Source organism: Photobacterium sanguinicancri (genome assembly GCF_002265265.1).
GTDB lineage: Bacteria > Pseudomonadota > Gammaproteobacteria > Enterobacterales > Vibrionaceae > Photobacterium > Photobacterium sanguinicancri.
The window spans coordinates 1-16,129 of record NZ_NOIF01000113.1 but is presented as its reverse complement, the minus strand read 5'-3'; the positions used below and the strand labels follow the sequence as shown (position 1 = coordinate 16,129).

The 16,129-nt window shown below is 42.0% G+C and carries 15 protein-coding genes; 12 read left to right on the top strand and 3 right to left on the bottom strand.

The window, feature by feature from the left end; translation table 11 throughout:
- Positions 1–229: 229 nt before the first annotated feature.
- From ASV53_RS15890 to ASV53_RS15840, 11 genes are all read left to right on the top strand, one after another.
- Positions 230–1,216: an OmpA family protein gene (locus ASV53_RS15890; RefSeq protein ID WP_094957798.1), complete on the top strand. Its 987-nt coding sequence runs from the start codon at positions 230–232 to the stop codon at positions 1,214–1,216.
- Positions 1,217–1,443: 227 nt separating this feature from the next.
- Complete coding sequence (locus ASV53_RS15885; protein WP_094957797.1) at positions 1,444–2,109, top strand: YceH family protein; 666 nt, start codon at positions 1,444–1,446, stop codon at positions 2,107–2,109.
- A gap of 116 nt (positions 2,110–2,225) precedes the next feature.
- Positions 2,226–2,594: a GIY-YIG nuclease family protein gene (locus tag ASV53_RS15880; RefSeq protein WP_094957796.1), complete on the top strand. Its 369-nt coding sequence runs from the start codon at positions 2,226–2,228 to the stop codon at positions 2,592–2,594.
- Positions 2,595–2,732: 138 nt separating this feature from the next.
- On the top strand, positions 2,733–3,278 hold the full coding sequence (locus ASV53_RS15875) for a YaeQ family protein (protein WP_094957795.1): 546 nt from the start codon (positions 2,733–2,735) through the stop codon (positions 3,276–3,278).
- Positions 3,279–3,393: 115 nt separating this feature from the next.
- The gene (locus ASV53_RS15870) at positions 3,394–4,044 is read left to right on the top strand and encodes a YdcF family protein (RefSeq protein WP_094957794.1); all 651 of its coding nucleotides are present in this window, start codon (positions 3,394–3,396) and stop codon (positions 4,042–4,044) included.
- 181 nt (positions 4,045–4,225) lie between these two features.
- On the top strand, positions 4,226–5,362 hold the full coding sequence (locus ASV53_RS15865; protein WP_062689411.1) for an efflux RND transporter periplasmic adaptor subunit: 1,137 nt from the start codon (positions 4,226–4,228) through the stop codon (positions 5,360–5,362).
- Positions 5,355–6,683 carry a TolC family protein gene (locus ASV53_RS15860; protein WP_094957793.1) on the top strand — a complete coding sequence of 443 codons (1,329 nt, stop codon included), beginning with the start codon at positions 5,355–5,357 and terminating at the stop codon, positions 6,681–6,683. Before ASV53_RS15865 ends, ASV53_RS15860 begins: the two co-directional genes overlap by 8 nt.
- Positions 6,680–7,897, top strand: a complete 1,218-nt coding sequence (locus ASV53_RS15855; RefSeq protein WP_094957792.1) for an ABC transporter permease — start codon at positions 6,680–6,682, stop codon at positions 7,895–7,897. Before ASV53_RS15860 ends, ASV53_RS15855 begins: the two co-directional genes overlap by 4 nt.
- 1 nt (position 7,898) lies before the next feature.
- A complete protein-coding gene (locus tag ASV53_RS15850; RefSeq protein ID WP_094957791.1) occupies positions 7,899–9,179 on the top strand; it encodes an ABC transporter permease in 1,281 nt (426 codons plus the stop codon).
- A 13-nt stretch (positions 9,180–9,192) separates the two neighbouring features.
- Positions 9,193–9,879 (top strand): ABC transporter ATP-binding protein, encoded by a 687-nt coding sequence (locus ASV53_RS15845; protein WP_062689417.1) that lies wholly within the window; start codon positions 9,193–9,195, stop codon positions 9,877–9,879.
- Positions 9,880–10,211: 332 nt separating this feature from the next.
- Positions 10,212–10,388: a restriction endonuclease subunit S domain-containing protein gene (locus tag ASV53_RS15840; protein WP_062689447.1), complete on the top strand. Its 177-nt coding sequence runs from the start codon at positions 10,212–10,214 to the stop codon at positions 10,386–10,388.
- 503 nt (positions 10,389–10,891) lie between these two features.
- Here the strand turns inward: ASV53_RS15840 and brnQ (ASV53_RS15835) are convergent.
- The 3 genes from brnQ (ASV53_RS15835) to yjjG all read right to left on the bottom strand — a co-directional run bounded on the left by brnQ (ASV53_RS15835) (position 10,892) and on the right by yjjG (position 15,003).
- Complete coding sequence (gene brnQ / locus ASV53_RS15835; protein WP_062689449.1) at positions 10,892–12,190, bottom strand: branched-chain amino acid transport system II carrier protein; 1,299 nt, start codon at positions 12,188–12,190, stop codon at positions 10,892–10,894.
- Between the two features lie 485 nt (positions 12,191–12,675).
- Positions 12,676–13,977, bottom strand: a complete 1,302-nt coding sequence (gene brnQ / locus ASV53_RS15830; protein ID WP_094957790.1) for a branched-chain amino acid transport system II carrier protein — start codon at positions 13,975–13,977, stop codon at positions 12,676–12,678.
- 345 nt (positions 13,978–14,322) lie between these two features.
- Positions 14,323–15,003 carry a pyrimidine 5'-nucleotidase gene (gene yjjG / locus ASV53_RS15825; protein WP_094957789.1) on the bottom strand — a complete coding sequence of 227 codons (681 nt, stop codon included), beginning with the start codon at positions 15,001–15,003 and terminating at the stop codon, positions 14,323–14,325.
- 237 nt (positions 15,004–15,240) lie between these two features.
- On the opposite strand from yjjG, the gene ybiA reads away from it, so the two are divergent.
- Positions 15,241–16,129: riboflavin biosynthesis intermediates N-glycosidase (ybiA, locus tag ASV53_RS15820; protein ID WP_094957788.1), on the top strand; the 889-nt coding region annotated here is incomplete at its 3' end.

Genomic DNA, 16,129 nt, shown 5'->3' with positions numbered 1-16,129 from the left:
GTCTAACTCCCAATGAGTCAGAACGATTATATTGGGAAAGCTCTAAAACCGTGACCAATTTTAGTTGACCACTACAAGGTGATAATTATACAAAATAAATGTACTGATATGTGACGTATATATCGAAAGTTAGACATACTTGTAATTTTTCACATTTTAATTTTGTATTTAGTTTTAACTGGAACTAAATATTATCTTGTAGTGGCTCAAAATAATAAGGATATTCAATATGTCTAAGTTCACCTATGTTCTACCGCTAGCTCTATTGATCTCAGGAGCAGCACACGCAGTAAGTGATAACCCTTGGTATGCGGGTGCCCGTATTGGTGGTACGCATTACAGCAATTTCGAAGGAATCATTAAAGGAGCTGATGATCAGCTAGATAAAGATGATTTCGGCGGTGGTGTTTTCGTTGGTTATAACTTTGTTCCTTGGTTTGCTTTAGAAGGTGGTTATACTCATCTTGGCAAACTAAAAAGTAAAGTTGACGGTGGTGGCTCTTTCGAAACACAAGGTATCGATCTTGTGGGTAAATTTACTTGGCAAGCGATGGAATCTTTTGATCTTTTCGCAAAAGCAGGTGGTTATGGTTACAAAGTAAAAGCCGGCGGTGAGAATAAAAATGGCTTTGCGCCTACGGCGGGTGTAGGTGCTGAATACTTCTTTACTAAGAATCTATCAACCCGATTAGAGTATCAATATTACTTTGATCTAGGTGACAAAGATAAGACGGGTCGTATCGACGCTCAATTCTACGGTATTAGTTTAGTTTACGGTTGGGGGGCGCCAGCGCCTGTTGCTGTCGTTGAGCCAGAGCCTGTTGTTGAAGCTGCACCGATTGAACCCGTAGTTGTTCAAGTTGAACCATTAACAGAATTATTGCCATTTGGTTTTGATAGTAATGCACTATCTCAAGCCGATATTGATCGCTTGCAGCCTATTGCGCAGCGCCTAGTGGACTATCCAGCCACTGAACTATTTGTGATTGGTCATACAGATAGCCGCGGTGCAGAAGCATACAACCAGAAATTATCTGTAGAGCGTGCTGATGTGGTAGCGGGTTACCTCGCTGGTCACTTTAATATTGATGCGAACCGCATTAAAACTGAAGGACGTGGTGAGACACAGCCGATTGCAACAAATGATAATGAAGAAGGCCGTGCTCAAAACCGCCGTGTAGAAGTGTACACCCCAGGTTTTGAAGTTCAGCAATAACGCATTTTATCTTATGAAAAGCGCCTGAGGGCGCTTTTTTTGTGGATGTAGCTAATGGCGGCACATGTATGAAGTGCGACTTTGCTCTCACTTTCATTCCATCTGTGCTTGAATTTTCAGCAGTTAAAATATTGGAGCTTGCTGTGTACAAGCGTCGTGCTAATGTGTTTAGAAGTATCTCCATAAATTTTATGGAAATTAGCACATTGAGGGTAGAGGAATAGGTCATGAATATTAACTTTTCACCAAATGAAGCGCGTGTGATTGGTTGTTTACTCGAGAAGGAAGTCACTACCCCCGATCAGTATCCCTTAACATTGAATGCGATTACTACGGCTTGTAATCAAAAAAGTAGTCGTGAACCCGTGATGGCACTTACAGATGCAGAAGTACTTGATACGGTTGAGGTGCTAAAATCACGGCACTATATTCAAGAAGTCACAGGAAGTGGCAGCCGAGTTGCTAAGTTCCAGCACCGTTTTTGTAATACTGAATTCAGTACATTCCAGTTTAGCGATCAAGAGAAAGGCGCGGTATGTGTCATGCTGCTTCGTGGTGCGCAATCTGCTGGTGAAATCCGTACCCGTACGAATCGCTTATGTAAATTTTCCGATGTGAAAGAAGCAGAAACGGTACTCGATCATTTAGCCGAACACCCGAAAGGCCCGTTTGTCGTTAAGCTACCTCGTGAAAATGGGAAGCGTGATTGTCGTTACATGCATTTGTTTAGCGGTGCTGTGGATGTTGATAATTTTGTTGTTGCAGCACCTGCAGTTACAAACGCAAAATCGAATGTATCAGAAGAGCGTATTGTTGAATTGGAAGAGCAGGTTGCTTCACTAACACAAGATGTTGCAGAGTTACGTGAATTGCTTGAAAGCCTTACAAGCTAACGATTAGCTAATCTTAGGAATAAAAAAATAGATACTACAAAGCTCAGCATCTTTTGCTGGGCTTTTTGATTTTGGTTTGTGTTTCAACTGTAACAATAGAAGACCTATAGAGAACGATGAACGAGTCTAAAGGGGCTGGTGTACCGATAAAAACTGAGCCAGATAGTCAAATTACGTCCGCAGATTCAACAGTTCTTGCTGAGGAAAAGCCTTGGTCGGTGTATTTGATCCGAATGCGAAACAATAGCTTGTATTGCGGGGTGACTGTTGATGTTTTACGTCGTTTCTCGCAGCACCAATCCGGTAAGCAAGGTGCAAAAGCACTCAAAGGCAAGGGACCCTTGTCGTTGGTGTGGTCACAGGAGGTTGGCGATAAGCGCCTTGCTATGCAGTTAGAATATCGAATTAAACGCCAGACCAAAGCCAAAAAAGAAGCCTTAATTAAAGGTGAATGGAATGTCAGTTCATTAATTTTAAGTAAGTAAAATAGCTACAGATACGGTGGTTATTTGAACAATAAAAGCAGTTAAAGTGAATGCTTATCTATCTGAATAAAATGGAAATTGCTTAACCCTCCCATTCTGGCTACACTCCTGATATTAACTTCCTAGGTGTACACTCTCATGGCGCTAAAAGCCACTATCTATAAGGCACAGTACAATGTTGCCGATCTTGACCGTCACGTTTATTTAGACGTAAACCACACGGTTGCCCAGCACCCATCTGAAACTGAACAACGCTTGATGTTACGTTTGTTAGCATGGGGCCTTAAAGCGTCAGAAGATCTTGTTTTCACCAAAGGTCTTAGTGATGTTGATGAGCCAGAACTGTGGAATAAAAACTACAGTGATGAAATCGAACTTTGGGTGGATTTAGGTCTACCAGATGAAAAGCGCATTAAGAAGTCATGCAATAAAGCCAAGCAAGTTTTATTGGTTGTATATGGTGATAACGCGACGGCTAAATGGTGGCAACAACACCAACAAAAACTGTCGGTATACAAAAATCTAGAGATTATTCAGATTAAAGATGAATCTTTAGCTGAAATGGAAGCTTTGCTTGAGCGCTCAATGCAACTTCAATTAACCATTGAAAGTGAGCAAGCATGGTTAAGCGCTGGTAAGGGTAGCTGTGAGATTTCACCTATTTGGTTAAAACGCGCAAACTAGTCTTGTTTGCTCATTAATCACAGTATTCAAATAATATCGGCAAAGTCATCTTAATTTCATTAAATGTTCTCACATTAAGTAAGAACATTTAATGAATTTTGGAAAGGGAAATCACATGGCTAAACAACTTCATGCATTGGCTCAAAAAGTATGGGATTACCATAAGTTAGACCATACGCTTATCAAAAGTGATTGTATTTTTGTGTTATGCAGTAATGATGTTCGAGTTGCTGAGTATGCGGCGCAACTGTATTTAGATGGCTATGCGCCCTTTATTGTTTTTTCTGGCGGTGTCGGTGAGCTCACTCTGGGCATGTTTAAGGGATCTGAAGCTGAGCACTTTGCTCAGATAGCGGCTGATCTTGGGGTGCCTGAAAGTAAGATTTTAGTCGAGCCTCAGTCGACAAATACGGGTGAGAACATTCAATTTACACAAGCCTTGCTTGAAAATGAAAGGTTAGACCCGCAACATTTTATTCTTGTTCAAAAGCCATTCATGGAGCGACGGACCTACGCGACCTTTATGCGTCAGTGGCCGAATAAGCAATGTATTGTTACCTCGCCTGCAATCTCTTTCGATGAATACCCCAATGATGTGATCAGCTACAGTGATTTGATCAACGTTATGCTGGGTGATTTACAGCGCATTCGTGTTTATCCTGATTTCGAATATGCGATTGAGCAGTCTATTCCTGATGATGTATGGCTTGCATTCCAATCTTTGGTTGATATTGGTTTTACCGAGCACCTCCTTTCTGACGGCTAACCATGCTGGCCAAGTATATTTGTCAGTGAAATTGTGCTTTTAAGGTTAAGCCTCTGCATTTATGTGGAGGCTTTTCTATTATGGCTAGCTATATCGAATTGCACGATGTATTATTTTTTGAACTTCACGCAGACCTTCTGGTCAATAACTCCTATAAACCAAAGTCATTACGAATATAATTATGAAAAAACGTTGGATTTCTGGCGCTATAGCTATTGCATTAGCGACTGGTGGATACTTTTATTTTCAAACGCCTGTAGAAGACACTTCTGCGACACAACCTACTTTGACTGTTGAACAAGGCCATATTGAAAAAACCGCGATTGCGGTAGGTAAAATTGTTCCTGCGCATTCAGTACAAATTAAATCGCAATTAGAAGGGATCGTTGAAGAGATCTATCACCAGACTGGTGAGCAAGTTGAAGCGGGTACTGCGCTGTTTAAGATCAGACCAAACCCAACGCCACAAAAGTTAACGCAAGCTGTAACAGACGTAATGACCAGTCAAGCAAGGTTAGACTCTGCACAGCAAAAATACGATAACTTAGCAGGGCTTGTCAAAAATAAGGTTATCCCAAAAAACTACGGCGACTTCATTGGTGCTAAAGCCGAGGTACGTCAGGCAGAAGCAGATTTACGTCAGAAAAAACAAAACCTCGACCTTATTCAAAGTGGTGAATCTTCAGTTGGTAAAGCCAAGTTATCATCGACTATCTATGCGCCTATTTCTGGCACCGTCTTGAATGTATTAGTTGAAGTGGGAGAACCCATTATTTCAACAGAATCCAATCAAGCTGCGACTGTCATGATGTCGATGGCTAACATGGACAACATCATATTCAAAGGGAGCGTGAGTGAACATGATGCCGCGCAGTTATCTCCAGGTATGGCGGCGAACCTGACATTAGCGCCATACCCAGAAGTCAGTGTTGAAGCGAACTTAAACAAAGTCGCGGTGCAGTCTGAAAAATTGAATGCTGTGAATGGCCAAGCGACTAACGGTAATTTTGATAATGGTTTTCAGATCGAAATAGATAATATTTTATTTCCAGCGTCATTACGTGTGCGTTCTGGTTTTTCTGCAACCGCAAAGATCACATTGAAGTCCGTAACCGATGTCCCCACTATTCCTGAGCGAGCACTGCAGTTTGATGGTGAATCGCCGTCTGTATTGATCCCCGATGAGAGTGAAGTTGGTTTCCGTGTTCAGCCCGTTAAACTAGGTCTGTCAGATGGTATTAATGTTCAGGTTATTGAAGGTATTTCGGAAGGTGAAGCTATTCTCGATGCCAGTATGATGGGAGCCCCTAATGCTTAATCGAAATATGCTGACTTTGACGATAAAGCCACTTCGCTTAAATCGGGTCATGGCTGGCATCGCGTTAACATGTTCAGTTATGGCGGTCACTGCGTTTAGCCCTGTAGTGAATGCCATTACTTTGTCTGATGCTTGGCTCGCTGCTAAAGCCAATGAACCGCAATATTTGAAATCACAAATTGATGTCCAAATTGGGGAAGCCGATGTTGATAGTTCTCGAGCGGGTTTATTACCCGGTATTACCGCAAGTGCTGGCGCTAATTGGAGTGACTCGAACAGTGATGAAGTGACGGGGCAATACGGTATTCGTTTAGAACAAACGATATGGGATAGCACAAAGTGGCGAACATTAGATGCGAGTGAAGCGCGTCTAATGAGTAAAGCGTTACAAACATCCGCTCAAAAGAATGCCTTGGCGGAAAAGGTGATATCGGCTTATTTAGATGTCGCATCGTCGCAAGCTGCACTTAACCTCGCAGAGCAAAAATATAACGAAAGTGCCAAGTTATTAGGGCTGACTGAGCAGCGCTTCAAAGCGGGTAAAATTATGGCGACGGATCTTGAAGATACCCGAGCAAGCCATGTTGATGACCAAGCCTCTATTTTGAAGGCTAAAGCTCAACTACTGGATAATCAAGCTGCCTTGGCAAATTTGATTAATGTCATGCCCGATCAGGTGGATGAAGTAAATGCAGAACAACTGTTTGCGCCACCGCTAAAATATAACGGTGAGCAGCATTGGTTGAAAATGGCGAGAGATAATAGCCCTGAACTACTAGTTGCCTTACAAAATCTAAAAGCCGCACAAATAAATAAAGACACTGCTAAAGCGGGGTACTACCCAACTGTGAACGGTAATGTCGGCTATCGCAATGAAACCAAGTCGAATAGTAACGATTTGTACGCAGGGTTAAACCTCAGCGTTCCTCTTGATTTGAATGGTTCAACAAGTGCCAGTGTAGAAAAAGCCTCTTTGCAGATATTACAAGCTAAACAAGATGTACGTGCTGTTGAAATTCAGTTAAAGCAGGATGTGCAAATTCGCTACCGTAAGCTAGCGCTTGATTGGCAACGTGTAGAAATGGCGCTGCAACAGGTAAATTCTAGGCAGCAAGTACTATCGAGTAAGCAATCTGTTTATGGCGCAGGCTTAATTGATTCTCTAGAAGTTATTCGAGCGCATAACCGTTTGTTTGACAGTAAAAATGCCTTGCAAGTTTTACTTTATCAGTATTGGAAAAATCGTGCAGCTTTACTCAAAGCTGTTGGCCAGTTGGACGATAATGCGATTTCTATGGTGAGTAAGGCTCTTCATTCATGATGCTACTTCAGCAGATCTATCAAACGCTGTTTGCACATAAGTTGCGGGCTGCATTGGCCGTGATTGCGGTGAGTTGGGGGATTTTGGCTGTGCTTGTCTTAGTGGCTCTTGGTGAAGGATTTTACCAAGTGAATGTTAAATCGTTCGCAGTATTGATGAGTGATACCCAACTTGCTATGAATGGTCAAACAACACAGCCGTGGCAAGGGCTTCCAGCAGGGCGTTCTATTACCTTTCGTGAGGAAACCGCTCGTAAATTGGTTGAACACAAGGAAATAGATGCCGTATCTGTCCTTTATTTTAAATGGGATGCGAGCGTGACAGACGTAACAGGCAGAACGATCCCTGGCTATGTTCGTGGTGCGGATCAGTATTACTCCGAATTACGTAATGTCCGTTTACAGCAAGGTTCTCGGGGCATCAACCCGAGTGATATGGCTAACCATTCACGTGTCGCTGTTATTGGCTGGCAACTGGCGAAACAAGCGAATTTAGGGATCGGGAGCGAGCTAAAAGTGAATGGGGTACCTTTTACTGTGGTTGGATTAACCCAGCAAGCTGAAGGTGGCAGCGCCTTTGGTCGCCGTGAAGATAATCAAGTGATCATCCCGTCTAAAACATATTTAGACTTATGGTATGCCAAGCCCTCGCAGCTTTGGGTTAAGCCGCATGAGGATGTATCTGGTGCTTTGTTACGTAAAAGCTTGCAACATTACTTCGCTAAAATTGAACACTTTAATCCTGCTGATCCGAATGCCATTTGGCTTCCTAACTTTGGTGAAGATGCTAAGTTTTTCGATGCATTATTACGCGGTATTCAAACCTTTCTGGGGGCGAGCGGTGTGATGACATTGGCTGTTGGCGCATTAGGTGTGGCGAATATCATGTTCTTATCAGTAACAGAGCGGACACGAGAGATTGGTGTGCGCTTGGCGGTTGGTGCAAGACAACGAGATATTTTAAACCACTTTATTGTCGAAGGTTGTTTGCTGGTGGCTTTAGGGTGTTTAGTCGGGGTGCTATTGGCTTATGGTGCAGTAGAAGGTTTGCTTGCAATCGGTTTACCCGCTTGGCTGGGTATACCTGAAATTACAACTTGGTCACTGTGGTTAACGGTAGGTGTCACCATTATTCTTGCTCTACTAGCTGCTTGGTTCCCTGCTCGTCGGGCTGCACGCTTAACGCCTGTTATTGCACTAAGTGCGAGGGGGTAGCATGATTCCATTTCGACAGATATTCCAAGAAATGGCCGCGGAAAAACTACGTCTTGGCTTGATGATTCTTGCTATCGCGTGGGCAACTATTTGTATTGCCTTAATGCTTTCGATTGGCGAAGGTCTTCGTCAAGGACTAACGCGTCATGCTGAAAGTGGTAACGGTAAATTAATCCGTGTCATGGGTGGTATGGCGAGCATGAATTACGGCCAGTTTAATCAAGGGAAAATGCTTAAACTTTATGCTGAAGACATCGATCTTGTTCGTGCGTTACCCGCCGTAAAAGCAGCTGAATCTGTAGTGACATGGGACAAAGAGGTTATTAATAACAAACAAGTAAGTTGGCAAGCCCCAATGGCGGTTTCTGCGAATTATCAATCCATGATGGGCTTTTCTATTGCAGACGGCGGACGCTGGTTAAATCCTTTGGATTTGAAAGAACAGCGTAAAGTAATTGTATTGGGAGAGAGTGTTGCGGTTGAGCTTTTCTATAAAGGAGAGATCACGGATTGGGATAACTTACCGAAGCTTGATGAGTCACCGGTTGGTAAAGCAGTCAAAATTGGCGAAGAGTCTTTTACCATAGTCGGCATACTTAAACCTTCAGCAATGCGAGTGGGTGAAGGTGTACCTGCCAATTATGCGGTATTTATTCCCTTTACCACTTGGCAACGTTTCAACACCAATGCGCCAGTTTCTGCGTTAGAAGTTTACCCAGCTGAAGGCACTGATCGTACGTTACTTGCCAATACGATTCGTCAAGTGATCAGCCGTAAATACGGGGCGAGTCTGCAAGACACCGAAATTGTGCAGTTAGAAGACATGCTGGAACGCCAGAAAACCATGAAGACATTTTTGCTTGGTCTACAAAGTTTCCTTGGCATTATTGGTTTAGTCACCTTGCTGGTGGCGGGCGTGGGTATTGCCAATGTGATGTATGCATCGGTGAAGCGAGCGACTCGAGATATTGGTGTGCGAATGGCGATTGGTGCGACGCCTACGGATATTACTTTGCATTATTTAGTGCAGGCGTTTCTGACGATGGGGCTTGGTGGCTTGATTGGATTAGTGATTTCACAATCGGCGGTACAAGTTTTATCGGCCATACCGATTGAGGGTAATTACTTGTATGAAGAGCTTGGTCGACCCGTACCTGAGCTGTCATTGGCTGTTGTTATGGTCGTGGTTGGTGCATTAGCACTTGTTGGTTTACTTGCTGCATGGTTTCCTGCAAGACAAGCCGCCAGCGTGACACCATTAGAAGCGCTGCAAGGCGAGTAGAGATTAATTAGTTATGTCATTAGTAGAATTACAAGCTATCAGTAAGATTTATCAAAGCGGTGCTGAAGTGGTTAAAGCACTCGATGAAGTCAGTTTAACCATCAATAAAGGTGAGTTCCTTTCTATTCTAGGCCCGTCAGGCTCGGGTAAGTCGACCTTAATGAATATGCTGGGATGCTTAGATAAAGCCAGCAGTGGTGAATACTTGCTAGAAGGCGAATCGATTGAAGGCTTAACCAGTAACCAACTGGCAGCGATCCGAAATCAAAAAATTGGTTTTGTATTTCAAAGCTTTAATTTGTTGGAATACGCCAGTGCGCTCGATAACGTTGCCTTGCCTTTAGTCTATGGTGGTGTGTCTTTGCGTGAAAGGCGTAAACGCGCAGCGGTATTGCTTGAAAAGGTTGGCTTGGGTAATCGTATGGATCATAAGCCCAATCAGTTATCTGGTGGTCAAAAGCAACGTGTTGCCATTGCGCGAGCGTTAGTGAATGAGCCTCAAATTATTTTAGCTGATGAGCCAACTGGCGCACTAGATACTAAATCTGGTGCTGAAATTGAGTTGCTATTTAACCAGCTTCATCAAGAGGGACGAACCATTATTGTCGTCACTCATGATTTGGAATTAGCGCAGCGAACTAAACGGATTATCACTATTCGTGATGGTCAGTTGGTGGGAGATGAAGTCCCAATGGTATAATTGAATTCTCCCTTGCAGGAGTAAGGGAGTTTTCACTGACGATCATATCACTGCTTATCCCTTCTAGTGCTTTCGATCCATTTCCAGAAAACGCATTCATTAAAAGAAGAACATTATTAAGTTAGAAATAACGTCGATTGTTATGCGATTTTTGATAGATGTTAGTGAGGGGGAGTCCGTAATTACGGTGGTATCTCTAGCGTATGGTATGAATAATATGCTTGTTAATTAGTCAGTTAATTCGAATTCTAACTAAGAGGATAATGGGATCAATTCTTATTTTTTTTGATTGCGTTATACTGTGTGCAGAATTTGTATTAGTGAGAAAAACAATGCTTGAGAACCTATCGATTGATCCTGAAGCGATCAAAAAAGAACCTGAGTTGCCGATCCCTTCACTAGAAGAGCAGCAAGCTATAGTTGCAGAACTAAAGCGTTTAGAAGAATCTGGTGAGTTGACACCAGAAATCTTATCTGACTTTATGACAGGTAAACGTAAACCTGAATAAGCTAAGATCAGGTTGTGATAGATAACCTAAACTCAGTTAGTTATGTATCAGTTGCTAAGCGGTCACAATGAGTGGTCGCTTTTTTTTGCTTATAATGTGAGGTTATCACTGTTTACTGATGTGTCAGTAATTGTATTTGGGCTCAAGATCAAAAATTAAAAGTGAAAGATGAATCGCAAAATCATTGAGTATTTCTCTTGCGCACTCTGTTTTATAGTAATTTGATTACTGTAAGTTCAGTGAAAAGAGAAACATTACCATGAAATGGTTATTTGATTTTAAAGGAATGAAAACGCGCTATAAGATCATAAAAAAACAGCATAGTTATTTTCTTTATGAACGAAAATTTTTATGCTTGTGGAGGACAGATGGCTGCGTTTATCAATCAAAACATGATGCGAGTAGTGCTATTCCGTATTAATTCTAGTTCAGCACTAAGCTCTTTATACTATATCAAAATTCCCTGGTGCTAAGCGCCCAGGGAATTTTTTATAACTGTAGTATTAAGCAGTGCATGTTTTACGCTGCTCAAAGAACGAATAAGCAGAATTAAACACAAGGACTAACAAGCAAGGTAATAACCAGCTTGCATGTGCGCTATAGAGTGGAAGTGTATCTGTTAATTGCTCATGCATTGCCGTTGGCATTAGCTCTAAAATAGCAAGAGCATCCACAGCACCAAACACTAATGTCACCACTAAAACGCTTACATGGCTAGGCTTGATCGCTTCATTGATTGAGCCAACAAAAGACGCCATAACCAGTGCAATAGCTATTGGGCACAACAGAAGAATGGCAGGTAAGCTGACTTGGATAATCTGTGCTAAGCCAAAATTTGCGACGACACAGGTTAGAGTCACAACAATGATTGAAGTGAGTGCAAAAGGTGCTTTGAACGATGAGCGATAATATTCGGCGCTAGCATTCGTGAGACCAACAGTTGTGGTTAGACACGCCATAATGATGATAGCAGCCAGTAAAACTTGGCCATATTCACCAAAAATACCATGAACATAAAGTGTGAGAATTTCACCACCATTGGTAGCACCGTTTGCAATAGTACTTGCTGTTGCTCCTACGTAACCCATAGCCAGATAACAAGCGCCCATTAGAACTGCATAAATTCCAGCTACATAAAGAGACACTCGAGCCACATCTTTAGGGGCTGTTACGCCTTTAGCATTAATCGCTTGAATGATCACCCAGCCAAAGCCAACAGCAGCAATCCCATCCATAGTCATGTAGCCTTGAATTAAGCCATGTGTAACTGCACTGTTTTGGTAATCAGCACTTGGCATTTGAGGCACGCCTAATGGTGATGTAATTGCTGCAACAGAAAGCGCGATTAACATTAAGATCAATGCTGGTGTCATGAATTTACCAATATAATCGACGAGTTTTCCTGGTGTAAAAGCCAACAATAGAGTGACGCCACAAAAGATAAGGGTAAAAATAAGCAGGTAGTCGCCATCGACAAAAGGTTTTATACCCATCTCATAAGCAACGGTCACAGCCCTAGGCATACCAAAAGCGGGGCCGATAGAAGTGAACAGCAGTACCCAAAAGGTTTTCCCAAGCCAAGGCGGTAGGGCTTTTGTGAGGTTATTTGTATTCGTGATACGTCCTAATACAATTAGGGTAAATGCTGGCAGGCCAACGGCTGTGATTAAGAACCCCACCATAGCTGGCAGTAAATTTGTTCCTGCTTCGAGTCCCATTGAGGGTGGGAAGATCAGGTTACCTGCACCAAGGAAAAGGGCAAATGTCATTAAGCCTATGGCGAGTAAATCTTGTGTTTTCAATGCTGTATTCATTGACTGTCCTACAATCTGTATTGTGTGAACCGTCTAACGAGCTAATGAAGGGATAAAGTAAATATAGAGGGATACTACCTTTCCATCAGCTCGGCTGACGGAAAGTTATCACCGTCAGCCTAGCGAATAATCGCTAGAATAATGATGATAATTGAGTTTGTTGCGCGCACAGCTAACTCTGTCTTATATGAGTTTTTTGCAATGACTTTAGCTGTACGTAAAAACATGATGAACCTATATTCAACCTCGGCAACACATTTACAATATGCGGAATGAACATAGATGTAAAGTATTACCTTAAACAAAATTCAGACTTTTATTGAAACCTTATTTTGTTTGATATGCCAGGGTGATAATTATTCTTATGGCTATATTTCGTACGACATTAAATTATGTGTGTTTTTTGTTGCGTTAACATTAAAAGCTGTAACAGTTAACCGCCAGTGTAAACATACTGGCGGTTAGTGTTTAGCTTATACTGTTTCAGCACATGCTGTAGGTTGTGTTCGTTGAGTTATTTTTAATCCAACGAAGAGAATTGCAACAGGGATTAACCAACTCAAGTGGTATTCATAAAGCGGTAACCATTGATTAAACTGAACGTTTAGGGCCGCTGGAATCATATCTAAAACAGAAAATGCATCAATGCTACCAAAGATGGTTGCAGCAATAACAACTCTACTTTGAAGCCCTGCATTAATAGCGCGTTTAGGCAAAAAGATAATGCTTAATATTAATGCAATAGCAATAGGGCACAGGATAAGTATTGCGGGCAAGCTTACTGTAATAATCTGTTCTAGGCCTACATTTGATACAGCTGCAGTCAACACTGTCACAATGATTACGCTGCGGTAAAAAGGTACGTTATAAGTGTTACGGTAATACTCAGCATTTGCATTGGTTAAACCAACCGTTGTCGTTAGACATGCCATTAATGTAATGCCTGCTAATAAAAGTTGGCCAGCATAGCCGAATTCACCAGCAGCATAGCGTGTCAGGATTTCTCCACCATTGGCAGCGTTAGGAGCAATAGTCGAAGACGTCGCACCTAAATATCCCATAGCTAAATAGCATAAAGACATCAACACAACGTAAATAAGCGCAATCCATTTGCTATACCTTGCCAAATCAGCTTTGCTGGTTACACCTTTACTCTTAATGGTATTAATGATTACCCAGCCAAAAGCAACTGCGGCAATAGCATCAAGCGTCATATAGCCTTGAATAAGACCGTTCACAATAGGTTGTTCTAGGTAATCTTGTGTCGCCGGAAGGCTGGTTCCCAGAGGATTAACCAATGCTGCCACAACAAGTAATGTAAGCATTGCAATTAAGGTTGGTGTCATGACCTTGCCAATATAATCCAGTAACTTCCCTGGTTTTAAAGCAAGCAAAAGAGTGATGAAGCAGAACAGGATTGAAAAAGGTAATAACAGGTTGGCGTCTGTAAAGGGCTTAATACCCATTTCGTATGCTACGGTTACAGCACGCGGTAATACAAATGCAGGCCCAAGTGTAGTGAGCACCAAAAACCAAAAAGTACGGTTCATCCAAGTGGGTAAAGCACTGGTGAGTTTTTCAGCTGAAGATAGTTGTCCTAATACGATAATAGTGAGTGCGGGTAAGCCAACAGCCGTTAGTAAGAAACCTGCAATCGCAATTAGCCAGTAGTCACCTGCTTGTTGTGCCATTAGTGGGGGGAAAATTAGGTTGCCTGCTCCGAGGAACAGCGCGAAGGTCATAAACCCTATTGCTGCTAAATCACGCTTTTTCATGTACTAACCTTTTTGTTGTGTTTTTTGTTAGGTCAGCTTGGCGAGGGAAAAAGCAGGAGTGTCACTATTTCATCAGCCAGGCTGACGAAATAATTAGCTGTCAGCGTTAGTGAGAGACCACGACGACGACAGAGACCACAGTGTGAGACGCATTCAAAAGTGCGTTTGAACATACATTTATACTGCTAATAGCTAACATTGGCATGATTCACATCTGTGTTTTGGAAGAATAACCACAACATAAAGGGATATGCTGTGGTTGTAAAGTTTTTAATTTGGTTAGATTATTTAGCTAATATGCGCCTAGCTTATTAGCGCCATCCTAAAAGGAGTATCTGGCGTGTATTAATAATGTGGCTTTAACATAGTATGTAGTTCGTCAAGTGAGCTGACTTGGTAGCACGGCTTCACACCATTAGGCACTGGTTGTCCTGATGCGTTTAACCAGCAAGTCGAAATCCCCACGTTATTGCCACCTAAAATATCTGAGTGTGGATTATCGCCAACCATCAATACATCTCTTTTATCAGGATTACCCATCAAGGCAAAAGCATGCTCAAAAATACCCCGGTCAGGCTTGGCAATGCCAACTTGCTCTGAAATGATCAACGCTGCAAAATGTTGAGAAAATCCAGTTCGTTCTAACCGAACTTGTTGAAGTTCTGTAAACCCGTTAGTAATAATACCTAACTGAGCTTTACCCTGAAGGAAATCTAGCAGTTCTTTAGCGCCAGGCAATGGGGCGCAGATATCGGCCATTGCTGAGAGAAAGGCACTGTTAAGGTCTGTGGTTGTAACGTCTAACTTTTTAGCCCACAACTCAAAACGGGTATGCTGGAGTTCCTGAGCTGTGATTTTCCCATCTTGATAGTCTACCCACAGCGGTTTGTTTACTTGTTGGTAGTGAGCAAAATCATCTCGACTAAAAGTGATGCCAAACCGTTCAAACATTAGCCTAAGTCCTTCGTATGCATCGAAGTGAAATAATGTTTCATCGGCATCAAATAGAATCCATTTGAAGTTCATTTTGTATCCTTTTTCTAATCCAAGTCGAGATAACGTGATTTTTATTTGCGTATTTATCCCTGATTTTAAGTGGAATTACACCAGGCGGCAATTCTAAAGAATAAATTATTCAAATGCTACATGATGAATATTCAAATGGACTAGACTATAAAATGTGCCGATAAAAATAGACATATCTGTAGTGTCGAAAAGACACTTCATGGCTAGGGATACTGTTAACGTTATGGAGTAACTAGAATGGTAGATGAAATATTCTTTTATGAGCCTCAAGATGATCATGGTTTTTTATCTAATTTTTCCGCAAGTCCAATATCATTAAGCGATGTAGTGTGGCCGACAAGTGAACACTATTATCAAGCTCAAAAATTCACAGATAAAAGTATCCAGGAACTGATACTGAATGCATCAACGCCCGATGAAGCTTTTCAATTAAGCCGCCAATATCAAGACCAAGTAAAGCACGATTGGATGGAGGTCCGAACAACCGTGATGCGCTATGTTGTATTTGAAAAGTTTCGTCAAAATCCGCATTTTACGCACTTACTTGTCTCGACGGGCACTTGTGTGATTAAAGAGCATTCTCACAAAGATGCATTTTGGGGAGATGGTGGTGATGGTCGAGGCCAGAACGAATTAGGTAAAATATTGATGGAAGTGCGTAGTCATTTTGCACAACAAGAACCTTTTAACCATGTCCATTTTGTCGATAGTGCAAAGTTACCCACTCAATGGGGGACATTCCAAATGTATGGTTTTACAGAGGTTTCCTCAGGGAAAGAACACTTAGCATTAGTGTATGGCAAACTGGATCCTGAGATACCTCCGCTTATTCGCTTACACTCAGAGTGCCTCACGGGTGATGCTTTATTTAGTGCTCGTTGTGATTGTGGGTTTCAACTTGCCAGAGCTATGGAGAATATTGTTGATGCTGGGAGTGGTGTATTACTCTATTTGCGCCAAGAAGGACGGGGAATAGGCTTGATAAATAAAATTCGAGCATACCACTTGCAAGATCAAGGTGCTGATACAGTTGAAGCCAATGAACAATTAGGGTTTAAAGCTGACATGCGAGACTATACTTTCTGTCGGGGGATGTTGAGTTTTTTAAATATAAAATCGGTTAAAT